Source organism: Enterococcus sp. DIV1726a, from assembly GCF_051710985.1.
Lineage (GTDB): Bacteria > Bacillota > Bacilli > Lactobacillales > Enterococcaceae > Enterococcus_B > Enterococcus_B hirae.
In genome coordinates, this window is the sequence record NZ_JBIOLS010000001.1 from 1,579,206 (window position 1) to 1,605,421 (window position 26,216).

The 26,216-nt window shown below is 37.0% G+C and carries 17 protein-coding genes; 6 read left to right on the forward strand and 11 right to left on the reverse strand.

The annotated features are described in order from the left end of the window. Positions 1–232: 232 nt before the first annotated feature. From IGJ27_RS07115 to IGJ27_RS07125, 3 genes are all read right to left on the reverse strand, one after another. Positions 233–1,114 (reverse strand): carbohydrate ABC transporter permease, encoded by an 882-nt coding sequence (locus IGJ27_RS07115; protein ID WP_010719006.1) that lies wholly within the window; start codon positions 1,112–1,114, stop codon positions 233–235. Next, on the reverse strand, positions 1,111–1,980 hold the full coding sequence (locus IGJ27_RS07120) for a carbohydrate ABC transporter permease (RefSeq protein ID WP_010719005.1): 870 nt from the start codon (positions 1,978–1,980) through the stop codon (positions 1,111–1,113). The genes IGJ27_RS07115 and IGJ27_RS07120 overlap by 4 nt, the downstream gene beginning before the upstream one ends. A 233-nt stretch (positions 1,981–2,213) precedes the next feature. Continuing rightward, entirely contained in the window at positions 2,214–3,503 is a 1,290-nt protein-coding gene (locus IGJ27_RS07125) for an ABC transporter substrate-binding protein (RefSeq protein ID WP_010737704.1), read from the reverse strand. A gap of 218 nt (positions 3,504–3,721) precedes the next feature. Between IGJ27_RS07125 and IGJ27_RS07130 the strand changes: the two genes are divergently transcribed. Together IGJ27_RS07130 and IGJ27_RS07135 are read left to right on the forward strand one after the other, a co-directional pair. Then, entirely contained in the window at positions 3,722–5,215 is a 1,494-nt protein-coding gene (locus tag IGJ27_RS07130) for a response regulator transcription factor (protein WP_115233171.1), read from the forward strand. Then, positions 5,190–6,902 carry a cache domain-containing sensor histidine kinase gene (locus IGJ27_RS07135; protein ID WP_010737706.1) on the forward strand — a complete coding sequence of 571 codons (1,713 nt, stop codon included), beginning with the start codon at positions 5,190–5,192 and terminating at the stop codon, positions 6,900–6,902. Before IGJ27_RS07130 ends, IGJ27_RS07135 begins: the two co-directional genes overlap by 26 nt. Before the next feature lie 295 nt (positions 6,903–7,197). Here IGJ27_RS07135 and IGJ27_RS07140 read toward each other — a convergent pair whose 3' ends face one another. From IGJ27_RS07140 to IGJ27_RS07150, 3 genes are read right to left on the reverse strand one after another with little or no spacing between them, the layout of a single operon-like run. Further along, entirely contained in the window at positions 7,198–8,151 is a 954-nt protein-coding gene (locus IGJ27_RS07140; protein ID WP_178305907.1) for a beta-galactosidase small subunit, read from the reverse strand. Then, a complete protein-coding gene (locus tag IGJ27_RS07145; protein WP_178305906.1) occupies positions 8,132–10,009 on the reverse strand; it encodes a glycoside hydrolase family 2 protein in 1,878 nt (625 codons plus the stop codon). The genes IGJ27_RS07140 and IGJ27_RS07145 overlap by 20 nt, the downstream gene beginning before the upstream one ends. A 4-nt stretch (positions 10,010–10,013) precedes the next feature. After that, positions 10,014–12,251, reverse strand: a complete 2,238-nt coding sequence (locus IGJ27_RS07150) for an alpha-galactosidase (protein ID WP_063627206.1) — start codon at positions 12,249–12,251, stop codon at positions 10,014–10,016. A 115-nt stretch (positions 12,252–12,366) separates the two neighbouring features. On the opposite strand from IGJ27_RS07150, the gene IGJ27_RS07155 reads away from it, so the two are divergent. Further along, the gene (locus tag IGJ27_RS07155; protein WP_053766792.1) at positions 12,367–13,398 is read left to right on the forward strand and encodes a LacI family DNA-binding transcriptional regulator; all 1,032 of its coding nucleotides are present in this window, start codon (positions 12,367–12,369) and stop codon (positions 13,396–13,398) included. A 52-nt stretch (positions 13,399–13,450) separates the two neighbouring features. Here the strand turns inward: IGJ27_RS07155 and IGJ27_RS07160 are convergent, their stop codons facing one another. Continuing rightward, a complete protein-coding gene (locus tag IGJ27_RS07160; protein ID WP_178305905.1) occupies positions 13,451–14,242 on the reverse strand; it encodes a MerR family transcriptional regulator in 792 nt (263 codons plus the stop codon). A 99-nt stretch (positions 14,243–14,341) separates the two neighbouring features. On the opposite strand from IGJ27_RS07160, the gene IGJ27_RS07165 reads away from it, so the two are divergent. Beyond that, positions 14,342–16,081, forward strand: a complete 1,740-nt coding sequence (locus IGJ27_RS07165; RefSeq protein WP_373191445.1) for an ABC transporter ATP-binding protein — start codon at positions 14,342–14,344, stop codon at positions 16,079–16,081. Then, complete coding sequence (locus IGJ27_RS07170; protein ID WP_178305904.1) at positions 16,078–17,865, forward strand: ABC transporter ATP-binding protein; 1,788 nt, start codon at positions 16,078–16,080, stop codon at positions 17,863–17,865. The genes IGJ27_RS07165 and IGJ27_RS07170 overlap by 4 nt, the downstream gene beginning before the upstream one ends. 479 nt (positions 17,866–18,344) lie before the next feature. Here IGJ27_RS07170 and IGJ27_RS07175 read toward each other — a convergent pair whose 3' ends face one another. Together IGJ27_RS07175 and IGJ27_RS07180 are read right to left on the reverse strand one after the other, a co-directional pair. Beyond that, positions 18,345–19,880, reverse strand: coding sequence for a WD40/YVTN/BNR-like repeat-containing protein (locus IGJ27_RS07175; RefSeq protein WP_178305903.1), 1,536 nt, complete (start codon positions 19,878–19,880; stop codon positions 18,345–18,347). 64 nt (positions 19,881–19,944) lie between these two features. Further along, positions 19,945–22,581, reverse strand: coding sequence for a BspA family leucine-rich repeat surface protein (locus IGJ27_RS07180; protein ID WP_178305902.1), 2,637 nt, complete (start codon positions 22,579–22,581; stop codon positions 19,945–19,947). A gap of 204 nt (positions 22,582–22,785) precedes the next feature. Between IGJ27_RS07180 and IGJ27_RS07185 the strand changes: the two genes are divergently transcribed. After that, positions 22,786–24,255: a helix-turn-helix domain-containing protein gene (locus tag IGJ27_RS07185; protein ID WP_161651776.1), complete on the forward strand. Its 1,470-nt coding sequence runs from the start codon at positions 22,786–22,788 to the stop codon at positions 24,253–24,255. Between the two features lie 68 nt (positions 24,256–24,323). Here IGJ27_RS07185 and IGJ27_RS07190 read toward each other — a convergent pair whose 3' ends face one another. Further along, positions 24,324–24,452, reverse strand: a complete 129-nt coding sequence (locus tag IGJ27_RS07190) for a hypothetical protein (RefSeq protein ID WP_010718988.1) — start codon at positions 24,450–24,452, stop codon at positions 24,324–24,326. Between the two features lie 83 nt (positions 24,453–24,535). Continuing rightward, positions 24,536–25,909 carry a 23S rRNA (uracil(1939)-C(5))-methyltransferase RlmD gene (gene rlmD / locus IGJ27_RS07195; protein WP_063627211.1) on the reverse strand — a complete coding sequence of 458 codons (1,374 nt, stop codon included), beginning with the start codon at positions 25,907–25,909 and terminating at the stop codon, positions 24,536–24,538. Positions 25,910–26,216 lie beyond the last annotated feature (307 nt).

A 26,216-nucleotide genomic window follows, 5' to 3' on the forward strand; every position in this document is an offset into this window, starting at 1 on the left:
TATTTTTTGTACAATTTAATTATAAATAACAACTAAATAAATAGCAATAATATAATATTTATAAATTTTTATCCTTACAACCTATAATAATTATAGTTATTTAAATAATTAACCATAAATATATTTTTTATATTAAGCGTTATCTAAAAAGAAAAAAAGCTCTCCCTTAGTGGGACAGCTTTTCCTATACATTTAAAGTTTATACCAAACTAATTTTATCATCGAGTCGCGTTTACTTGACAGAACCGATCATTCCTTGAACAAATTGTTTTTGTAAAACAAAGAACACGATAGCTGTTGGTAATGTTGCAATCACAAGCCCGGCCATAATCATTCCGTAATCTGGTGTATAAGAGGCTCCCATGGCAGATAAAACTAATGGGACCGTACGCTTATCTGGTGATTGTAATGCAACTAAAGGCCAAAGATAGTTATTCCAGCTACTCATAAAAGTAATGATTGCAGCAGCTGCATACGTATTTTTAGCAGTGGGTAGGTAGACACGGAAAAATATACTTAATTCTTTTAATCCATCTAAACGTGCAGCTTCTACTAAATCTTTAGGAAACGCTTTAACGTTTTGTCGAAAGAAGAAGATCAAAAAAGCTGTACTTACTGAAGGCAAAATGACGACTAAGAAGCTATTAATCCCTAAGATCGTTCCGTTTAAGTTAGAAAACATGCGGTACAAAGGAATCATCAACGCAGCAAAAGGAACCATCATCGATAAAAGCAAAATCGTAAATAATCGTTCTTTTTTTCGACTTTTATAGATCTCAAACCCATAACCAGCCATAGATGAAATCAACAAAGCTAAGACCGTTGTTACAATAGCGATCAAAGCTGAATTCCACAATGAGCGTGCAAAGTTTAAGTCATTTGAAAAAAGATTCTGGAAGTTGACAACTAAATGGCTACCGATCTTTAATTTTCCGGCAGTAATATCGATAGGTGTATTCGTCATTCCTAAGATCATCCAAACAAAAGGAAAAATCGAAATAAATGAAATCACGCTCAAAGAGGCATATTTAAAAACAGCTAACCAATCGAATGTTTTAGTCGCTTTTTTTTCATTCTCTTTAAGAAGTACTTTGTTTTCTGCTTGATCTATCACGCTTTTTCACCTCCGACTTTCGTTTGAATGATTGATAACAGTACAATAAAGACTACGATCACAAATGAAACCGCCGCAGCATAACCAAAATTCGGTGTAAATTTATAACTTAAATTGTAAATATACTGAGATAGCGTAGTTGTTGCATTTGCTGGTCCACCACCCGTAATATTTTGTACTTCATCAAAGAGTTGCAACGTACCGATCGTTGATGTGATTGACGTAAACAAAATAATTGGTTTTAAGTTAGGAATCGTGACTTTGATCAATTGTTGCCACTTAGATGCGCCATCGATTTCTGCTGCTTCATAAATTGCCGGATCAATATTTTGCATTCCTGATAAAAAGAAAATCATGTTATAACCTGTCCAACGCCATGTAATCGAAATGATGATTAATACTTTCGCCCAAACTGGATGAGTCAGCCAGCCAATTGGCATATCGATCAAGCCAATCGTCATCAAAAAATTATTCACTAATCCCGATTGAGAAAACAAGCTTTTCATAATAAGCGAATAGCTAACCATGGATGTGATACAAGGTAAAAAAATCGCTGTCCGGAAGAATCCTTTCATTTTAAGCTTTTTATCATTTAATAAATTAGAGACAAATAAAGCTAAAAACAACATAATCGGTACTTGTACCAATAAATATAAAAAGGTGTTAAAAAAAGCCTTTTTGAAGGTCGCATCATTCAACATGCGTTGATAATTCCCCAAACCATTAAAACTCATATTAACTGGGGGACCACTTTGAAATGAAGTGATCAGCGCTAAAATCATTGGGATAAATACCATGATCGAGATCATCAGAACTGGTAAAACAAGAAACGCATTTCCGTTCTTGAAAAAATCTTTTTGTTTCATCTGCTTTGCTCACTTTCGTTACGTTCATCTTCGTTTTATCTGTCATTTAAGGATCGTCTCACAAATCCTCCCTCTTAACTAATTGTCTGAGTAAATGACAGCGTCCTCACGAAAATTCTACGGTATTGATTGAAACTATTTTTAATAGATAGCAAATTTGTGTGACTGATGACCGTTCAAAAATCACCAGCCAACACAAATCTGATCATCTAAATCAATTCATTTCACTCTGCTTAATTGGCTAACTGTGCTTCTACTTGTTTTTGCGTATCTGCCAAGACTTTATCAGTATCTTCTCCATTGATGATTCGGTGTAATGACTCTGCTACAACTGCTTCGATTGCATAGGTTTCTTGTCCATAATTAACTTGTGGAATTTCCGCTGTCCATTTAGAAAAATCTTCAAACACCTTTTGACCACTATAGAATTCAGAAGACTCTTGATAAGCTGGTTGATCTTTTGCACTTAACATGGTAGAAACTAACCCGATTTCTTTCGCTAAGGTTCCCATCAAGTCTTCGTTAGTCGCAAAGGTCTTCTTCAAGAAGTCTTTCGCATTTTCTTCGCCTGAAACACCTTTGATCACATACCACCCAGCTCCGCCTAAATTAGAAGCTTGTGCTTTTTGCATATTGGCAGGTAATGAAGGTGTCGGTGCAATTGCCCATTTCCCTGATTGATCTTCAGCACCTTGGATCGTTGAGGAATACCAAGCACCAATTGGACTGGATGCAACAGCCCCTGATTGAATAGCCGTGACACCTGCATTCCAATCTGAAGTTTGTTCCACTAGATCTTCTTTAAGTAGTGTAGCAAATAGATTTAATCCATATTTCAATGATTGGTTATCTTTGATCGTAACCGTCTTTCCATCTTCCGAAGTGTACCATTCACCAGCTTCTTGCATGATCATACGGACACGTCCAAGATCTGAGGGATTCACTTCAGTAATTTTTTTACCCGTTTTTGCTTTAACATCTCGAGCAACTTGTAAATAGTCATCCCAACTTAAATTCTGCATATCTGCTTGACTGTAACCGGCTTCTTCTAACAAATCTGTTCGATAAAAATTAGCCGTAACACCTGAATCAAATGGGACGCCATAAATTTGATCATCGATCTTATTAACCGCAAATTTATACGAAGCAAAATTGGATTCATCTACGATATCGGTTAACTCAGAAAATGCGTCCGGATAAGAATTCAAATAACCTTGAATACGATAATCCTCAATCAACACGATATTCGGTAATCCATCCGTATTTCCACTGGCTAATGCTGTGTTTAACTTTTGTACGATATCATCTTGTGACATCGTAACGACATCCACTTCGACATCTTTATTGTCATAGACTTTTTTTGCTTCATTGACTGCTTTGATATTAAACGTTTCATCCCATGCCCAAACACTGATTTTATTTTCATCTTTCGTTGCTGAATTTGAGGAACTCCCACATCCCGCAAACAAAACTGCTGCTGAAGCTAAAAGCGTCGCACTTGCTACTAATTTTTTGAATTTCATATCCAACCCGCCTTTTTCATTTTTATTCTTTACATGTGAATCATACCAAAAAATGTAATCGTTTTCTTAATTTCTAAAAGAGTTCCAAAAAATATCCCAAAATAAGAAAAAATCACAAATTTAGATTTCAAATTTTTTTATTTTGAGTAATTCATCTTGCTTTTCTGCCAATTAAACCGTATTTTAAAAAGAGAAACTGTTTAAAAGGGGGAACAAGCTTGATTAATTTATTATTGATCGACGATGAAAAAACAATCTTACATGGCATAGCCAATTTGGTTGATTGGTCAAACCACGGATTCCAAATTAAAGGCGCTTTTTCAAACTCGTTGGAAGCGCTTGATTTTTTCTCTATTCATTCTAATGATATTGATATTGTCATTACTGATCTTATCATGCCTGAACTGGATGGGATTGAACTTGCTCGCCTCCTAAAAAAAAGCAAGCCTGATATTCAAATATTAGTGTTATCAAGCCATGATGAGTTTCAACTAGTGAAAGACTCTTTTAAAGAAGGCGTATCCGATTATTTACTTAAACCAAAATTGAATCCAGAAAACCTGCTTTCTGCTTTGAACCATTTGGTTAAAAAAGGCCAAAAAAATCTAGACTCTAAATTCTCTCTAGATAGTGCTTTAACACAATATTTCTCTGGACAAAAAACAACGATATCTAACGATCCTTTTCGTTTCCCGTTATTTTACATCGTCTATAGCGAAATGGATGATTTAGCTCCACTAGCTTCTCTAAAAAGTAACGAAGAACGAGCTGAACTCTGGATTGATTGTCAGCCTTTTACCACTCTCGACTATGAATATGGTTGCTTACTAAATGTTTCGTCCATGGATTGTTTCGAACAAATTCAGACTTCTTTGCGTGAATATGCGCAAAAATCTGATGCATTATTGATTATTTCCCCTTGTTTAGAGCTAAGTGAGCTGTTCGATTGTTTTCAAAGATTAAAAAAATTAGGCAAAGGACAACGTTTTTATCAGAAAAGTGCTGGTGTTGTATCGGAAGAACAATTAGTCCCTTTGATTCCACACTTTGATCAGAGCACGAAAAGCTACTTAACAAAGATTGTCAACAAAGATTATGTATCCGCTATCAGAGAAATGAAATCAGCGATTGAGACTCTGATCGCTTTAAAAATTGACCCTTTATTTTTAAAACACGAAACAATCAATCGTCTCTACGCACTCATCAATGCTTTAGAAGATGGTCAAGGGACGAAAGAATTGACGACATTAAAAATTACGTTACCAACACTTATAACGAACGTCGCCACCATCGAAGATTTTTCCATTACGTTTACTAAAATCATCACTCAATTGATGCGTTGGAGCACGCCGGAAAAGAATGAAAACTCAGAAATTCTGACAGCGATCTATGATTATGTTCAAGAAAATTATCATCAAGATATTTCCTTGCAAATCATCTCCGAAAAATTTCATTTTTCCTATAGTTATTTATCTACCATGTTTACCGAGAAATATGGGATTAGCTTCACTAAATATCTAAAAAAAGTCCGGATACAACATGCGAAACGGCTTTTGCTTGAGACAACCGAGCCACTTTCACAAATCTCTTACCAAGTAGGATTTGCTGAACTTGGTTATTTCTCAAGAGTATTCAAGGAAGAAACTGGGCTAAATCCTTCTCAATATCGAAAAGGAAGTTTGAAACATGAAGAAAAAATTCAAAGAGTATGAACTAGTTACAAAACTACTGGTTGTCCTAGTCATTGCGCTTCTTACTCAAGCGATTATTCTGTCCTTCTTCATTTATGATCGATCCAAAAACGCTTATATCCATCTATTTGATAAATCGAATGAACTAACGCTTGGCAAAATACAACGTGATTTTGAACGATTGAATGATAATATCGAAAATACCTTAACGATGGTCGCTAACAACCCTGCAGTCGAAAATTATTTCTCTAACGATCCGCACTCTTCGTTAGATAACTACGCAAATGTAAAAACGATCCAACAAATGAACCGAAGCTTTACTTCGATCTCTCCTTCCATCAATTACGATCTGATGATCTATGGTGAAAGTGGACATACCTTCGTTGGAAACGAGATGCTTGCCAGTATGGATGCTGCGGCATTCATGAGATCTGATGTCGTACAAAAAGCAAAGGCACATAAAGCATCGACCCAAATGTTCTTTGTCGACTTTGGTTTGACTACTCGTGACCAAACAAAAAGCAGCATCCTATTCATTAAGAAATTGACTTCCTCGTTGAATCATATTTATGGGTATGCTGTCATTGCGATAACTGCAGATGAGCTAGCGAATTTATTCAATGAAACGATCCATTCGGAGGTCTCCAAAATCTATCTCATCAATGAAGCAAATCAAATCATTACCTCCAATGAAACTGGCATGATTGGTGCCAAAACCAACTTGTTAAATGATTTAAATACCAATGAAACAAAAACAGTTGATTATAATCGTTTAACACGTGTTCCATTATATCGACAAAACTTAGCTTTGATTAGTAAAGTAAATATTCGTTCACTAGTCAATCAAATGGGACTGATTGTTCCGATCGTCCTTTTTAATTTGATGACTTTAATGGTAGTTGGTGCTATTGTCTTTCGCTATATGAACCGTCAGACGAAGTCGATTTATGCCTTGATTCAGTCCTTAAAACATATCAAAAAAATTCCTAATAATACCCAAGTAGACGTTCAAGGGACCTACGAAACAAAGACTTTAGGCACTACAATCAATCAACTATTAACAACGATCGATGAGAACTATTTTACTTCAATTGAAAACGAAAAGAAAAAACGCCAATTAGAGATTCAAACGATGCAAGCCCAAATCCAGCCTCACTTTATCTACAATACGTTAACTAGTCTAAAATTTTTGATCTGGCAAAAAGAAAATCAAAAAGCAATTCATGGAATCGATCATTTTATTGATTTGTTGAGAAGTACCATTGGGAAAAAAGCAGAAACAATCACTGTCGAAGAAGAATTAAAAAGTGTGCAAAGCTATATCCATATTCTTTCATTGAGATATGGTGATGATATCGCCACTCGGATCATGGTCCCCGATGAACTATACCCTTTTAAAGTGCCCAATATGATGATCCAGCCAATTATCGAGAATGCTTTTTTACATGCTTTTCAAACAAAAAAAAGTGGGTTTATTACTTTATTCGGAAAAATTCATGAAACACAATTGATCTTTGAAATCGTAGATAACGGTGATGGATTTGATACAAATCAAAAGAAAAAAAACAAGGACTATTTTTCTGGAATCGGAGTCAAGAATGTGAACGAACGAATCAAATTGCTTTACGGCAAAGAGTATGGATTGCAGATCCAATCGATTATGGGTGTTGGTACAACGGTAAAAATCACATTGCCATTAATCAGTTAATCCAAAAATAAACAATTCAGTTAGTTGATACTTATAAGCAATAGACGCTGCCCTTCTAAGATAGATGATTTTAGAAAAGCAACGTCTATTTGTCTATGGTTTTATATTTTTCATGTCTGCTAATAATATGAAAAGCTATTGTTCTTTCCCGATACTTAGCTATCAATCCTTCCTCTAGATAGACAGCATTCAAGCATCAGCTCCTTGAAATAAGCCTAAATTTTTTTTAACATGAAAAGGTGTTTTAAAAAATTGCCTCTTATTTGCTCGGAGCTGACCGCTTCTTTCACGACCTTTACTTCACGATAAAACTAAATTCATGGTCTTCTTCCGCTGAAATATGATACGCTTCTTCAACATCTGCTCCCCAGCTGTTGATTCCTCCTACACCACGTACCTTCCCTTGAATCACTAAGACGGTTCTTCTAGCTGGTGGTAACTCTTCAAGATGCGTAGCATTTTCTAATTCTTCGGCTTTATAAGGGAGAGCTGAAAATGCAAAATCGCCGTTCACTTGTTCAAAGCGTAATGAAAATTCCTCCTTTCCTTGATCCGCATTATTCATCGTAGAATCTCTAGTGATTTCTAGCCATTTCGTCTTCATATGGACACCACAATCTTGTGGCACGAGATAGGGAGTCACTGGTAAACCAGTTACTTTATAAGTACCCTCGATTCCTCCTGCCATTCGATCTGGATACGTTTCTCCTGATAGTCCTTCATATTCAAAATATTTCGCTTTGGTTGGCATAATAAAGCGAAAACCTAATAAAGGTAATTCAGGCAGCCCTTGCTGTCCATGATAAAAGACAGAAATTTTCATTTCCCCATCAGATTGTACTTCATAGTTGACTATGACTTCTGTTTTGGGCACCGTATTGATTTCTAACGTGAATTTGATCGCTGCTGATTGCGCATATTCATGATTGGAATAGCGATTATTGATCGGAGCAATTGGCTGTCCGATTGGTTTTTGATCAATGGAAACTTGAACATTTTTTACTTTCGGGTACATCCCAGCCCCTAGCCACATGGACGAACGATAGCCAAACCCATTCCCTCGATCATTATCCGTCAAAGCCCGCCAAAACGTCGGCAGCGTTTCTCGATACAACCATTCTTTCCCATTTTTATTTAAGGATTCCAACCCACCTCTTGTATAGGAAAAGATATAATGAAATCCTTCACCTTTTAAAGCAAATGTACAATCTCCATAAATAATCTTCATTTTAATCGCTGTATTTTCCATAATAATACCTTACCTCCTGTAATGCCGGTTTTTCTTGACCATCAGAAAAGACGATCCCGTTACCTGAAAATTCATAATCACTTGGACGATCATCAAAGTCCCCACCGTATCTCATTACTTTTTGTTTCGTCAATGGATCGATCACTTGAATCGCTTGATCTTTAAAGTCCCAAATATAGCCACCTTGATACATTGGGTATCGATCTAATAATTCCATGTAAGAATTCAATCCTCCCAACGAATTCCCCATGTCATGCATGTATTCACATAAAATGAAAGGCTTTTTCCCATCATTTTCAAGGTAATCACAGATATCTGTTGGCGTAGCATACATGCAACTCTTGACATCAGAAATCGAATCTTCGAATGCAGGATTAGGGAAATTTCCTTCATAGTGAACAAGGCGATCGGGATCTTTTTCTTTAAAGTAATCATTCATCAAACGAATATTCTCTTCTGCGTAAGATTCATTTCCTAAAGACCAGAATAAAATACTCGTATGGTTCTTGAATGTCTCAAAATTTGTCTGTGCTCTGTCAAGAACGATCTCCCGCCATTGAGGAACGTTCCCCGGTACATTGTAAGACGGCTCAAACGCGCCCATCTTTTGCCAAGAACCATGAGATTCCAGATTGGTCTCTGCCATCAAGTGAATCCCCGCCTGATCACAAAGATAATACCAAGGGATTTGATTTGGATAATGTGAGGTTCTAACCCCATTGATATTCGCATGTTTAATGATTTCTAGATCTTTCTTCATATCCATCAAATCGATAGCTCTTCCTTTTTCAGGATGCCATTCATGTCGATTGACACCGTTGATGATCAAACGTCGGTCATTCAAATAAATGATCCGCTCTTTGATCTCGATCTTTCTAAAACCAAATGGATAGTAACTATACTCCGTCACCCCAGTATCATCAAACGTTTCAAATTCGGCGGTGTATAAATTGGGTTGAAAATGATCCCATAAAGTAATTTTATCTACTGGAATATGCAACGAGATTTGTTCTTCGATTCCCACTTCTTCTTGATGGATCTCTTCTCCTTTGCAATTGAGGAGTCGGACACGTAGCTTTCCGTTTGAAGTAAGATTTTCAATAGTCAAGTCGATATCTACCCAACCGCTTTGAAAAGAGGGATCAACTTGAGGTTTGATCCACATATCCTCTATATGATTTTTCCCTCTGGCGATCAATGAAACATCTCTAAAAATCCCAAAGAAACGGAAAAAATCTTGGTCTTCGAGAAAAGCGGCACTACTTCTTTTATGGACTTCTACCGCTAAACGATTCTCTTCTTCCAGATAAGGAGTTAAATCAAATTCAGAAGGCGTGAAAGAATCTTCTGCATAGCCGACAAAGTGCCCATTTAACCAGACATACATTGCCTGTTCGACACCTTCAAATCGAATGGTGATCGCCTTTTCTTTCATTTCTTCATTTAAAGTAAAGTTCGTCACATATGAGCCAACTGGGTTATACTCGGCTTGAGAAAACATCCCCTCGGCTTCTTCCTTACCAGCGGTTGTATAAGCCGGACGTCTAAACTCATGCCCTTCCCATGGATACATCGTATTGATGTAGTGGATCTTGTCGTATCCTGCTAGTTCGATATGCCTAGGAACATCAATCTGATCGAAGCCACTGTTATCAAATTCCTTTTCAAAAAAATTCACTGGACGTTCTAAAGCATTGCGGGAATAGCAAAATTGCCACTTCCCATTCAGCGATTGGATTCTGGTGTTTCCTGTTTCCACTTCTTCTTTAGAACCATAAATAACATGATCACTATGGGCTTTCCTTTGATTTACTCGATACACTTGCGGATCATCTAACCATTCAATCAATGCGTTCATTTTTCTATTCTCCTTCGTCTATACTCATAAAATGAATCAATTCTGTTTGAAAATCGCCATAAAAATCCGGGAAATAAAGACCTATTGTCATTAATTCCGATCCTGAATATACTTTGCCATCTATCTGGTTCTGGTATAGTTTTTCTTCGCTTAGTCCAACAAGGCGTACCTCATGAAATTCGGGCTGTGCATTTGCCAACCGACGATTTATAAATAAGAGGACTTCCTGTTGGTTTTTTGAAACAAATTCCCAGGAAGCAATATTTTGCTCAAAGGGATTTTGTAAACGATAGAAATCACCATATTGGACTGTCTGTCTGATTTTTTTATAAAATTCTACCTGTGCGGCTACTTCCTGCTTTTCCTCACTAGATAATTTTGTTAGATCGAGTTCATATCCAAACACCCCGCCCATGGCCACATCTCCACGTGTTTTTAAACTGGTGACTCGACCCGTTTGATGATTAGGAACAGCTGATACATGGGCAGTCATAGCTGAAATAGGATAAGCTAAGCTTGTCCCATATTGGATATTGATACGTTCAACCGCATCTGTATTGTCACTAGTCCAAGACTGTGGCATATAATAAAGCAGCCCTGCATCGAACCGTCCACCACCACCAGAACATCCTTCCCAAAGGATATGAGGATAGTCGTTTGTTAAGTTTTCCATCATCTCATATAATCCTAATAGATAACGATGCAAAACTTCCCCTTGGTTTTGTTTGCCCAATGACACCGAATAGACATCAGATAGCGATCGATTCATATCCCATTTGATATAGTCGATCTCCACACTGTCTAACAAATGCCGTAACTGTGTTTCAATCGTCTTCCGGACTTCTTTTCGGGTAAAATCAAGGACGTGTTGAGATCTAGAAGCCGATGGTTGACGACCTGGTTCTTTCATCATAAATTCGGGATGATCCCGATTTAATTGAGAGTCGCTGGAAACCATTTCAGGCTCAACCCACAAGCCAAACTTTAGTCCTTTTTGGTGAACATAGTCAGCGATCCCTTTTAAGCCATTTTTCAATTTCCCTTGATATTCAAACCAGTCTCCTAGAGAAGATTGGTCCGAATCTCTTTTCCCAAACCAGCCGTCATCTAAAACAAACATCTCTATCGCTAATTCGTTTGCTTCATCAATGATCGCTTCGATCTTTTTGCTCGTAAAGTCAAAATAAGTCGCTTCCCAATTGTTGACTAGGATCGGACGTTCTTGGTATTGAAATTGCCCTCTTGCTACTCGTTCCCGTAATAAATGATGGGTCACTTGACTCATCCCATTCAACCCTTGATCAGAATAAGTTAAGAGTATTTCCGGTGTTTGGAAGCTTTCATATGGTTGTAACTCCCAAGAAAAATTATAGGGATTGATCCCCCCGATCACTCTAAATTGTTGAATGGCATCTTTTTCAATCTCAAAGGAATGATTTCCCGAATAAACAAGATGGATCCCAATCGCTTCCCCTGTGAATTCAGTTGTTGCATGATTTGTCAAGGCAATGAATGAATTCATCTGATGACTGCTTGAACCACGACGGCTTTCAAATGATTTGATGCCATCTGTTATGCTTTGTCTAGACATCTGCCGTTCTTTGACATGCGCTCCTGGTAAGGCAATCACTTCATCAAACCGGCCTGAATTCGTAAAATCAAGTTGAAAAGAGGCTGCTTTTTCAATCATCACTGGATCATTGGTTTCATTTCTTACCTTCAGCGAACGTGTAATCACTGCTCTTTCTCGATAAATCGTATAGGAAAGATCCACGTAAATCTTTTCTTCACGATCTTTCAACGTCACGATCAACGTTTCTGCCTCTGTATCATTCTTGATATACGCTTGCGGTAATCCAGATAAATTTGGCTTTCCTTCTTGGATCTGAAAACTTTCATAACGTAGATCAAGCAGATTTGATCCATTTTCTCGACGAATCATCAAGGCAGGTAATCGATAATCCATCCCTCCGTGCCCTGAATACTCTTGTGGTAATGTATCTTTTGAATACGTTCGATCTTCATTTAAGGGGACGTTCCCAGAAAAGCCGCGATCTCTGCGAGGATATTTTTTATGATTATGATAATGGGTCGTTCTTTTACCAAAATAAACATGAGCCAGAACTTCACTTTCTTCAATTTGAAGAATATAGGAAATTTCTGAATTGGATAGATGAAATACTTTTTCCTGTTCGTCAAATGTGATTAAAGCTGCTCTTTGATTCTTCATCACTTGTTCCATTGTTTCACCTCTCAAATAAATAGTAACCGTTTACTTTTGTTACATTTCCTGTATACTGTTTACTAAACAAATATGTCAATAAAAATTTTTATTTTTTTGTAAGGGGTGCCATTTTATGGTTGGAATTAGAGATGTCGCAAGAAAAGCCAATGTTTCACCTGCTACGGTCTCAAGAGTTTTGAATGAAGACAAAACGATCAGTGTCTCTGCTGCTACTCGTCAACGGATTTTCACTGCAGCTGCCACATTAAATTATGATATCAACAAGCGAAAATATATTAAAAAACGCCGTCCTTCCATCGGTGTCATTTCAGCAATCAGTAAAGCCAGCGAAGAAAAAGATATTTATTATCGAGAATTACGAGCAGGTCTAGAAGAAGAAGCCAGCCGACTCCATATCGGTATGAATCGAATTTATAATATGTCGGATAACCCGACCGAGTGGAAAGATTTGGATCAATTAGGTGCTATAATCGTAGTCGGTACGATCGATAAAGGTGCAATCGCCGATTTATTGAAACAGAACCGACAATTAGTTGTAGTAGATAATCCAGATATCCAACAAGAAGTGGATATGGTCTATGGGGATCTCGAACGAATGACTAAATCTGTTTTAGAACTTTTTTTAGACAATGGGCACACCAACATCGCTTATATTGGTGGTTATCAAATCGATATTAACGAAGCTGGTCGGAAATCAACAACTGAGAATGAAAAAAGGCTCAGAGCCTACCGCCATTTCATGCAAGATCATCATTTGACCAAACAGATCAATTATTATTTAGGAGAATGGACAGAGGAATCCGGAGAGCAGTTAGCGACCAAACTTCTCGAAAAACAAAAACATGATTTACCGACGGCCATTTTGATCGGTAGCGATCCTTTAGCATTAGGTGTTTATCGAGCATTACAAAAAGACAATCGAAAAATTGGAGAAGAGATCGTTCTAGTTAGCTTCGATAACATCGAGGCGATTGCTGATTTATCTCCTAGTTTAACAAGTGTAGCGATCAATGCAAAAGCCATTGGTCAGTCTGCTGTTCGATTAGCGGTGGAGCGAATCGATGGTTTGAGAGATGAACCGATCATTGTCACTTATCCTACACGACTAATCATTAGAGAAAGTTTTAACCCTGATAAATCCTAACCAAATAGACGAAGAAGAGCGAGATAACTATCCTTTCCCGCTCCTTCTTCGTCTACTTTTGCTTATCCTCATTTGTTAAATCAGCTTCTACTTTTTGGCTTTCGATCCATCCTAAATAATATTCATGATAGACTCCTTCTTCCGTTTGCTTCGTTAGCAGATACTGTCCAATCACATTTCCTGTTTGATACCCTCGTTGAGCTAATGTTAATCTTACTTCTTCGATATTGTTCTTTTCGGTATGATTGACTTCCACTTGTAATAAAAATCGATGATAAGTTTTACCAGGCTGATTGTACCAAACAATTTTAGACAGTGAAATTGTGGCTGATGTTTGGTCTGTACAGAAGCCATAAATCATTTCATCGCTCAGCGAAAAATCAAAATACCCACCGAAGCTGGCATAGTTTTCAAGATAGGCTTTCGAATCTAAAATGTCGTCGGAATCCACTATGACGATTGCCGCAAAAGGAATTGTTTCTTTGGTAATGCCTCGATTGTCAATCATAAGTTTTAATTGTTCTTTTCGAGCCAAGATTTCTTCATGTTTTTTTTGCAGACTTATTTTTTCTTGCTTGATCCGCTGCTCTGTTTCTGCAATCGTTGCATAATGTTCTTCGATCGTTTTTCCATATAAATTTTTCATCTGTTTGATTGGAACATCTAATTTTCGATAGAAATTGATGTCATAGATCTGAAAAATATCATCAATATTAAACATCCGATACCCGTTTTCTTCATGGCGTAGAGAATGGATTAACCCTTGCTCATCCCAAAAACGAATCGTTGACTTTGGTACATTTAGTAGTTCCGAGACTTCTCCGATCGTGTAAAGTTTTGGCATTTCCGCTCACCTCTTGTTAATTTTACCGCTTCTTCTATTGACCTTCAAGTAACTTTAAGGTGTAAAATTCATTATTGTCTAGTAAAAGGAGGAAACAAAATGACATTACTTAAACAATTCCTATGGAAGAATAAAAAAATCGTAGGCATGACTTTTTTATTCGTCTGTTTACAAATCATTGGTACACTTGGTGTTCCTAAATTAGTGGCAACATTAATTGATGAAGGGATAGTTACTGGTCAAAACAGTAAAATTTATACCATTGGTCTACAAATGGCATTCGTAGCCTTGCTAGGTACTTTTTCAGCGATTGCTTCTAGCTATTTTTCTGCACTAGTGTCTGCAAAATTTGGCTACCAAACAAGGGAAAACTATTTTGATAAGTTCCAACAATTATCGATGAAAGATGCAGATGAATTTGGAAGTGCCTCACTCCTGACTCGAATGACTAATGATGTAGATAATATCCAACAAATGATTGTACTCTTTTGTCAAATGATCTTACCTGCACCAATCATTGCGGTGTTTACAATTGTCATGATGCTTCAATATTCCATGACATTGACATTGATTACATTGATTTCTGTGTTTATTTATGCTGTCGTTATTTACATTTTAATGAAAAAAGGAACCCCTCTATCTCTCAGTATTCAACCAAAAATGGATCGTATCACAGTGACTTTAAGGGAATTTTTTACAGGTGTGAATATGATTCGAGCCTTCAACAATCAAGACTATGAGGAGAAGCGCACCAATCAAACATTTGAGAAGTATGCCACACAGATGATCCGAGTCAATCGCGTATTTGCTTGGGTCACTCCGATTGCATTTTTATTAATGGGGATCGTATACAGCGCCATTCTTTGGTTTGGTGGTTCGTTGGTCAGTGAAGGTACACTACAGATCGGGACTGTTACTGCCATCGTCGAATATTCGATGCTCACGTTGGCTTATCTAATGACTGCAGCTATGGTGTTAGTCGTCGTTCCAAAATCGATGTCCTCTCTTCGGCGGATCGAAGAAGTGTTGAATCAACCTATTGAGATCATTGATCCGGAAAATCCATCAACAGCTTCGCTGAATATGGATGATGAGCATGTGTTATCTTTTGAACACGTTTCTTTCAGTTATACCAAAGATTCAGAACCTGTATTGGAAGATATCCATTTTAAGGTACCTAAAGGCAAAACAACTGCCATCGTTGGCGGAACTGGTTCTGGTAAAAGTACAATAGCCAAATTGCTCCTTCGTTTGAATGATGTGACCAGTGGACAGATTACATTAGGGGGGCAACCACTTCAACAATTAACACAAGAAATGATTCGCTCAAAAATCAGCTATGTTCCGCAAAAAGCGTTTCTGTTTAGTGGAACAAGTTTATCAAACCTGCAAATGGGCAATGAGCATGCAACAGAAGAAGAATTGACCTCAGCTATACGTATTTCACAATTAGAGGAAGTTTTGGATAAATTGCCCAAAAAATTAGCTAGTTTTGTTGCACAAGGCGGAGATAATTATTCTGGCGGACAAAAACAACGGATGTGTATTGCACGAGCGCTCATCAAACCAGCAGATATCTATGTTTTCGACGATAGCTTTTCTGCTTTGGACTACAAGACGGATGCAAAACTAAGAACAGCCCTCCATGAAGAAATGGCTGATAAGACATTGATCATTGTGGCTCAAAGATTGAGTACAATCATGAACGCTGATCACATCATCGTTTTAGACAATGGCCGAATCGTGGGACAAGGAACTCACGAAACACTCCTTGCTACTTGTCTTTCTTATCAGGAATTTGCTAAATCACAAGGGATTTTGAAAGAAGGGAATATATGAAAACAACTGATGTAAAAATGAATAAACATAGTTTGATCCGCTTTTGGAAAATGATCCAATCTGATCACAAAACATTTTATGGCTTACTATTATGTAGTTTAATCGGTAACCTGATGGTCGTTGCAATGCCGATGATCATGGGCGTTGGTATCGATCAGCTTTTAAGTCGAATCCGTACGATCGGGATTGCTGAAATGACATTTCATGATGTCAAGGATGCCCTTTTGTTCCCTGTTGTTTTATTACTCGTTTTTTCTTTTTTAAGTAGTATTACTTCTTTCATTCAAGAATACGCAATGGCTTCATTGAGTGAAAAAATCACACTTAATGTTAGAAAAGAAATGACCAAGAAATTCAAAACATTACCAATGGCCTTCTTTGATCAGCATCAGGTAGGAGATATCATCAGCCGAACAACGACTGGTTTGAATCAACTAGCACAAGTCTTGCTAACAGGGATCAATCAATTTTTCACTTCCATCGTAACGATTTTATTTTCAATTTTGATGCTGTTTTATATTGACAGCAAATTGACGTTACTGATTCTTTTATTGATCGTTGGTAGTTCATGGGTCACTCAACTCTTTGCGAATAAAAACAAAAAGATTTCTGATGACAATCAAACAGAACTAGGTTCATTAAATAATAAAGTGGAAGAATATCTTGCAGGTAACTTGGTCATCAAAACATTCAATCAACAAGATCAAGCGATCGAGTCGATCCGTCAAGTAAATCATTCACAGTACCAAGCATTTAAAAAAGCGCAATTCATGAACTTTGCCATCTATCCAGCGATTCGCTTGATCAATCAATCAGCGTTCATTTTAAGTGCTGTCTTAGGTGGGATCTTAGTAATATCTGGTGGACTCACACTAGGATTGTTACAAGCTTATCTGCAGTACATCAATCAAATCTCTGAACCGATCTCGACCGCTTCTTATGTCATCAATTCGTTACAATCTGCTATGGCGGCGATTGATCGTATCTTTGAGATTATGGATGAACCAAATGAGCGTTCTGATCACGAAAATACAACATCACTTGACCAGCCTGCTGGTTCAATCAAGTTCAAAGATGTTCGATTTGGTTATAGTCCAGATAAGATCTTGATGGAAAATGTCAACTTTTCGGCTAAACCAAAACAAACAATTGCAATCGTGGGACCAACTGGGGCAGGAAAAACGACATTAGTCAATTTACTCATGCGATTTTACGAGCTAAACCATGGAAGAATCGAATTCGACGGAATCGATATCACGAAATTCTCTCGTAGTGAGTTACGTAAACACTTTGGGATGGTTTTGCAAAATACGTGGCTCTTTGAAGGCACAGTGGCAGATAATATTGCTTATGGGAAACAGCAAGCTTCCAGAGACGAAATCATTGCGGCTGCCAAAATTGCCCAATGTGATCATTTCATCCGTACGTTACCTGAAGGATATGATACGATTATTTCAAGTGAAAATGGTTCGTTGTCACAAGGACAACAACAGCTATTGACCATTGCTCGGGTATTGCTGGTGAATCCTTCCGTAGTTATTTTAGATGAAGCAACCTCCAGCGTGGATACCCGCACCGAAGCAATGATCCAAAAAGCAATGAATGCTGTCACAGAAAACCGAACCAGCTTTATCATCGCCCATCGGTTATCTACGATTGAAAATGCCGACTTGATTTTAGTGATGGAAAATGGAAATATTATTGAACAAGGAACTCATCAGTCACTATTAAGCAAACCAACACTTTATGCTAGTTTATATAATAGCCAATTTCAAATCACATAAAAGAGGTTGTGAAAAGTGCGTCTTGACCCGAGTAATAAGGAAGAAAATCTCGAAACAGCTCCTCATGTTTTGAGATTTTTAGACTTATTACCGAGGGTCAGCACTTTGAACACCGTTTAGCAAGAGGCTGTGAAAGAAGCGTTTAGCTCCGAGCGAATAAGAGAGGATTTTTTAAAATAGCTCCTCATATTTTAGAAAATCATCGCTTATTGTTGAGGAGTTGCTTCTTGAACACCGTTTATATCAAGAAGTTGTGAAAGTGCGCTTTGACCTAAGTAATTTTGAACACTTTTTACCTATTTTAAACCCCATAAAAAAGAGCCTGGTCTTTTTTCCAAGGCTCTTTTTTATGGGTCTATTCTTTCAATCTCTCTTATTCACAAATTCAATCGTTACATAAAGAACTTTCACTTACATAAATTGTCATTGTCTCTCCTTACGCCGTTTCCTTTTTGGTGTTGAAATTCATCTAAACTTTTTTAGCGATTCTCTACTTGCGATAATTGTTGTTCGAATTGCCATGTTTCTCCACCATCAGTCGAATAAAAAAGACAAGCAAACATTTTCCCTGTATCGATCGATCCATTTTTTAGGAGGTAAAACTTGGTTTCCAATTTATTGGCACTTACTTGTACCACTTCATTTGGTGACTGGAACAAATCGATCCCTCCCAATTGATACTCACCCGGGATAGCTACCAAGGATTCTTTGAATGTTAGTCCCCCATCATTCGTATAATAGATGTTTTCTCTTGTAGAAAGGAAACCCAATGTCTTCGTCACAAAACTAACATTTTGAATCGGTTGATTTACGATGGTACTGCCGCTTTTTTGCCAGCTTTGCCCTTTATCGTTGGTCGTATAAATTTTTAGACTTTCCGCAGACATTCCTGTAGAGGATGAAAATACCATGACGCCTTGATCATTTGTGAAAAAGTTTGCTTTACGATAACGAACCTGTCCGCCTTGATCTGTAATCTGACTTTTTTGCCACGTCTTCCCATTATCAGCTGATGATAATAGGTAAACGTTTTTTTGATCAGGTGAATAGATAAACCAAGAAAAAGTAGGAGAAACATCAAATGTTTTGTCCATCCATTCCCCTTTTGCAACAGTACCCGAAGTCAAAGTATAGTCACCAAAACGCAACCAGTCCACAGCAATTGGAACGAAATGCCAGTCTTTTCCTTGATTCGTCGTCAAATACAAGGCTTGTGTTTCTGGGTCTATTTTTACGTCATTCGTTTGCTCAGTGATCAAATTGACGGATGTTTGAACAGGTTTCAATAAACCGTCCTGATTAGTCGAAGTTGGCATTTTTCTTACTTTTTCTTCGCTTTGCATCATAGAGTGTACATTCGTTGCTACTGGTCCTGCATTAATGAATTGATAAACACCCCCGCCAATCAATAAGAGTGTTCCAACTCCAATTGCTAAATGAGAGTAAAAAGGCTCAATTCTTTTTTTGTTTTTTTGGTCTATCGGTTCATTTACTTGCATAAAAACATAGTATCGATTACTGCCATACCAAGTAAGTTGTTCTCCTAGAAAAAGTGAGACACCCTCCATCGTTTGCAGCAGAAAATAACGCCTCTTTTTCGCAAGTGTAAACTCCTTTTTGTTATGATCACTCAAGTAGAGATAATTTTCGTCCTGAGAGCCAACTGAAATATGTAACATATTCGCCACTTGTTTTTCCAGCCATTGATCATAATGCCTAGAGATGTTCCTCTTTTTGAACCATAGCACAGCAACGAGTAAAAACAAGAATAGTCCTATCGCAAAGTCAACATAACTTGAAAAATGGTACAAACTAGTGATTCGCTCCATTTTAAATGAATGTGGATGATTCTGCTTTAAATGATGGTATATGTTTCCCCATCCGACAAAGAACAACAAGTTAGCGATAAAATACATCCCAATTTTCCATGTCATTTTTTTCGTTCGTTGATTGATGATAGACAACATCTTTGCTTTTGCTGACATCAATTCAATAATCAATAATTCTTTATCCATCTTGCCAATCTCCTTTTTTTACATTATGACGTAAAACGAGGAGATCGACTAGTTGATTTACGCTTTATTTAATGTTTATCTTTTTTTTGTAAACAAAGTATAATCCAAGTAAGAAGCAAGCCATGCCAATCATAGAAAGACTTGATTTTTGATAACCTGTAGTAGGTAGTTTTTTGTCTTCTTGTTCGTCTTTTTCATCTTTATCATCTTTTTCATCTTTTTTATTTTTTTCGTTTTTTTCGTCTTTTTTATCTCTCTGATCGTTGTTATTCGTTGTCTCATTTGGCGTTGCTGGTACTGGCTTTTTATCCCCCGATTGGTTCGTATCCGCATCTGGTTTTTCTTTAGTTGGTTCAGCTAGCACATGGATTTCAACAGTTTTCTTTTGATGACCGTTTTGATAGGTCACTGGATAAACGCCAACTTTTGTCGTATCCACCTTACCAGAAACCATTTTCTGGTCAAATGTTAGGGGATTTCCTTCTTTATCATTGGCTGAAATAAAATTGTCTTGTGGATTCCAATTGTCTCCTACATAGAGTGTGGAACCTTTAACTACGAGTGTTTCTTTGTTCTCTTTGACCGTTACTTTGATCGTCTTACTTGCTATTCCGTTGGTATACGTCACAAAATAATCGCCCGTTTTTTGGCTATCCACCGAACCTTCCACCATTTTTGGAGTGAACGGTAGAGGCATTCCATCTTCATCAGTAGCTGAAACAAAATTAGCTTGTGGATCCCATTGATCACCCACATAAATAACTGAGTCTTTGGCCTGAATGCTCTCCTGGTTTTCTTTCACTGTTACATGAATGACTTGAGCAGCGCTACCATTAGTATAAGTAATCGGTGTCACTCCTACTACTGAGGTATCCACTGTTCCACTGACCATACTCATATCAAATGGAAGGGGATTTCCTTCCTTATCTGTTGCTGAAATAAAATTATCCTGTGGATCCCAGGTTTCACCAAGGTAAAGCGTCGAATCTTTGGCTAAAATTGATTCATAGTTTGGCTCTTTCTGCCAAACATACGTATCTGCCATCGCTCCTGTATAGTTCGTCATCAATTCTTCTGAAGTTAGCACGTATTCCCCTGCAGGGTTCGTAACCGTTCCAGAACCAACGTTTTGCCAATAACCAGTGTTTCCATCTTCTACTGGAATAGCAGGAAGATTGGCTGAATCTACAAAACGATAGCCTTTACCAAGAGTCAATTCATTGAGGCTCGTTGTTCCAGCCAGCATTTCTGCCATTTCTACGGGATCCTCAAACTGAAAATAAGAAAGATCTAATTTTTTTACTTTCGAACAATTTAAGAACATATATGTCAGATAATTCACAGACTCTGTATTGAAATTAGACACATCGATCGTCTCTAGTAACTCACAATTAGCAAACATGTATCTCATTGCTTGGACTAGACTGGTGTCAAAATTAGAAACGTCCAAAGAGGTTAAACTATTACAGCCATTGAACATATAATTCATGGATGTTACTTGACTTGTATCAAAACCTTCCACTGCGATCGTTTTCAATTTGCGACATTGATCAAACATGTAATGCAAATGAACAACCTTTGATGTATCAAAATTAGAAACGTCCACACTCTCTAATTCATAATTCAAACGAAACATCACTGAAAGATCAATCGCACTTGATGTATCGAAATTTGAGACATCCACATAGCGCAACTTCTTACATTCAGCGAATAAACGTGACATATAAACCACATTTGATGTATCAAAGTGAGCGATATCTAAGGTAATTAATTCATTACAAGCAAAAAACATTCTGTTCATGTTGACAACATTACTCGTATCAAAACTAGAAAGATCGATTGATTGTACTTTGGTACATCGACTGAACATGCCACTCATATCAACTACATTACTTGTATCGAAACTTGAAAGATCAAGATGAATGAGATTCTCTGTTTGGTCAAATGCTTCAAAAAACATATTAGACATATTCGTGACATTTGACGTATCCCATCCTGACAAATCAACGCCATTTAGTACACGACAGTCAGAAAAAAAGGAAGTCATATCCGTTACTTGACTTACGTCTAAATAAGCTAAATTCTCAATGGACAAAAGATTAGTATATCCATAAAATAAGCGATGAGTTTCTTTAGGAGCAATCGTTGGTCCAGTGAATACCATTTTTTTTATTTTAAATCGATAGCTGTTGAACCAAGGAGGAAAAAACGTAACCGGTGTTTCTCCCAATGTGCCTCCTCCAATATATAATGTACCTTCTGCATCGATTCGCCAAGAACAAGTTCCGAAAACACCACTGGCAATATCGGTGGATTCTTCTGTAGGTGTGGCAGTGTTGAGAAGTGTCTCCTCTTGTTCTGTGTTTTCCGTCAATTGATCCTGATCTAAGTCAACAGCTGATTGACTTTCAGTTGGTTGATCAAGGCTCTCTGATTCCTCTACCAGTTCTTCTTGCGGAACTTCTGTCATTGACTCTTCTAACTCTGGCTGATTTTCATCAGGTTCCTGGATCATTGTTTCTAATGGATTTTCGACCAGATCGTTTTTACCTCCTGGTTCGTTTAAACTAGTTGCTGTTTGTACTTGCTCTTCGTCTGGTTTACTCCATTCTTCGGCATAAGAATAAGAAAACGGATGAAGCAGAGATTGTGTCGCCAACCAAATCGCTAACGAACATTTGACTAACTTTTTCTTGTTCATTGATTTTCCCCCTAAATTCACCATGTTTTTAAAATAAAAGCTATTTATATAATCAACGATTACTTGAAGGAAAAGTTTTCTATTTTTTTCTTTCAAAAAAAATATTAGTAAAAAAATTGAGCTCATCGTTTATTCAAGTTAAAATAAAAAAGATTTCACTAAATAAATTACGCGGCTTTTAATTAAAGTCGGGAAGGAATAAGAATGAATAACCTATTTTTCAGATTATTAAATAACAAGCAATTACAGCGGCAGATAAGAATTCTTTACTATTTACATAAATGTGATTCGATTTCTTCAACTGAAAAACTAGTGAAAGAACTTGAAACAACAGCACCGACACTTCGCGCGGATATTGATTCTTTACAACAATTACTTCCCAAGGGAATGACCATCAAATATTATAAAAAGATCGGTTACCGATTGATGGTGTCTACATTCAAAACGATTGATTCCATTGTCATGGAGATTGCTAAAGATACAATTGTTTATAAATTGATTGACGAAATCTACCGAGGTCGTATTCATTCATTCCAAACTGCCACCGAACAGTTTCATCTCTCGCATTCAGTTTTGAGAAAGACCATTCGCCATATTAACAAAGAATTAAAATTTTATCGCCTTACTTTATCGACTAAACAATTAGATTTATTAGGAAATGAAGCAGATATCCGTTACTTTTTATTTGAGTTTTACCATGGTTTTAGACAAACATTTACGACCAATCATTCTTATCAAACAATCAACAATACATACGAAGAACTCCAAGAAGCGACAACGCAAATCGCAACAAATTATTTTCGCATCAACTTATGGATGAATATTTTAAAACAGCGCTTATTAAATAAACAAATGATTCATCTCGAACCGTCCTTATGTAAAGAAATTAAGGCAAGAACAAGTTTCATTCAGTTTAAATCGGTTTTTAAAAAGTATTTTAAAAGTAGATTTGGTATTACCCAAGTAGCCGAGGAGGAAATTGTTTGGTCTTACCTCATACGCTTACATTGTGTTTCTTACTACCCAGCTAACAAAACTTTGAATCTGTGCTATCCAGAAGATATTCCAACCTTAGAACAGTATGAACCATTTTTACGACCATTACAGAATTCTACAACTATCACAAATGTCGACCTGCTAAAGTTAAAAGGATATCTCAGCAACCTGCGTCTGCTGACAAAAATCTCTTCTCATTTTGAGCGAATCACTTTAGAACTTCATACTAGCGTACCTATGAAAGTCAAAAAACTTTTTAAAGAATGGCAGAACTATTTAAAAAAGTATACACATGTATTACCTTTTTCTGTTACCCACTATCAAGATATCGCCTTAACGTTAAGTATTATTCATTATGCCAATTTAACCTCTTCCTCTACCCAAAAAAAACAGACGATTTTATTTTCATTCCAAGGAGAACCCGGATTAGAAGACTATTTGACTCGATTCGTATGCCAATTGCTTCCACAAAATGTGGTTCCTCTTTTTGTCTCTAATAAATTTATCTCACATAAGATGGTTTTAGAAACTGAGGTTGCATTGGTTGTTTGCAATTATGATTTTCTAGATACAACCTTCCCTTGCCCAGTACTCTTACTTTCTTATTTTCCTACAAAAAAGGAATGGCTCGATCTACAACAATACATTTTTAAATTAGCTTATCCAATCAATGATTGATCATTAGCCGAACAAGTAACAAAAAAAAGAATCAACACGATTTTTAGTTTCGTGTTGATTCTTTTTAATTATTTATTATAGATTTTTGGTCCTTTTCGCATATTCCGTCGATCATTTTTAGGCTCAGCCATTTTTTTTGAACGTCCGCCGCCTTGTTTCTTTTTGATCAATTCAAGCATTTTTTCCTTTGTATCCATCTTATACCCCTTTCTTCATGATTGTCAGCTACGTTATCATTTTCTAGTTTTCTGATTCTTTTACATGATTCACTAAGTTTGAATTATCCCTTAGGTGCTAATAGCGCCACTAATTCCACATGATGTGTTTGTGGGAATAAATCGACTGGTTGTACTTTTTTCACTTCGTAGCCTGACTCAGCAAATAACTTTGCATCTCTGGCAAAAGTTGCTGGATTGCAAGAGATATACACTAATTTCGCAGGTTCCATGTCAATGGCTGACGCAATAAAACGTGCATCTAATCCTTTTCTTGGCGGGTCGACAACGATCACAGATGGTTTGATCCCTTTGTCTTGCCATTTCTTCATGACTGTTTCTGCCTTACCCACTTCGTAATGAGCATTTTCAATTTTGTTTGTTAATGCATTGAATTGTGCATCTTCAATCGCTTCCGGAACAAGTTCCATGCCATAGACCTCTTTAACTTTATCAGCTAAAGATAAACCGATCGTTCCAATACCAGAGTAAGCATCAATGACGGTATCTTCTTTTTGTAACGCTGCAAATTCAATGGCTGTTTGATACAATTTTTCCGTTTGTTCAGTATTCACTTGATAGAATGATTTTGAGGAAATACGGTAAGTTTTTCCCAATAGTTGATCCTCAATATAACTTCTACCATAAAGAACCTTCTCTTTATCGCCTAATATCACGTTTGTTTTCTCTTCGTTGATATTTTGAACGACTGAAACGACTTCTGGCAATTCTTCATGAATAATAGAAGCAATTTCCTTTCCTTTAAAGAATTTTTCTTTTCGTGTAACTAAAACGACCATCATTTCATGTGAGTAATGACCTCTTCTGATGATAATATGACGGATTTGTCCTTCGTTTTTCGCCTCGTTATAACCACGTACTTGGAAACGTTGCAAAATATCTCTCACACGTTTGATGGCTTCATCGATTGCTGGATCTTGAATATAATAATCCTCGATTTCAACTAGTTCATGGCTATTCTTTTTATAAAAACCAGTTGCTAGACGACCATCTATTCTTCTCACTGGAATCTGTGCTTTGTTACGATAGCCAACAGGATTCTCCATTGGGATGGTAGGTAAAATGTCAACCTCTGGCATCTTTGCGATCTTGCTCATGACATTTTCCACTTGCTTTTGTTTAAAAAGTAATTGCTGCTCATAGTTCAAATGTGCTAAAGGAGCAATTCCTGTCCGTAGAAGGCGATTATCCTTTAATGGTTGACGGTCTGGTGATTCGGTTAGCCATTTTTCTACTTTTCCATAACCAAATTTATTCCCAGCTTTTACTACTAGCACTTCCACTCGTTCACCTGGTAATGCATTTTCAATAAACAAAGGATAGCCATCGATTTTAGCTACGCCCATACCTTCATAACTTAAATCGATAATATCTAATGTGTAACGTTCATTTTTTTTAACTGATAGTTTCTCTTTCATAATAACTCCTCATTTAGGTTTGTAACTGAAGCAGTTTTGCTTTTAGTACTACGGTCATATCCAAAAAACGATCATTTGTGTTTTATTGGATAGGGACTTGGTACCGGGTTGCTTCAGGACATTTTTTTAGGCACATAGAGCCTTTTTTTGGCAAGTCCATTTATTCACTTGATGCCTTCACTTCATTTACGATCCAATTGTCAATCTTTCGTTCGCCTGCTTTAGACTCAACAAAGAAAAATAACATACTGTTACATAATGATCTTCAATAAATAAGAATTAATTTTTATCATACGAAAGGGTGGAA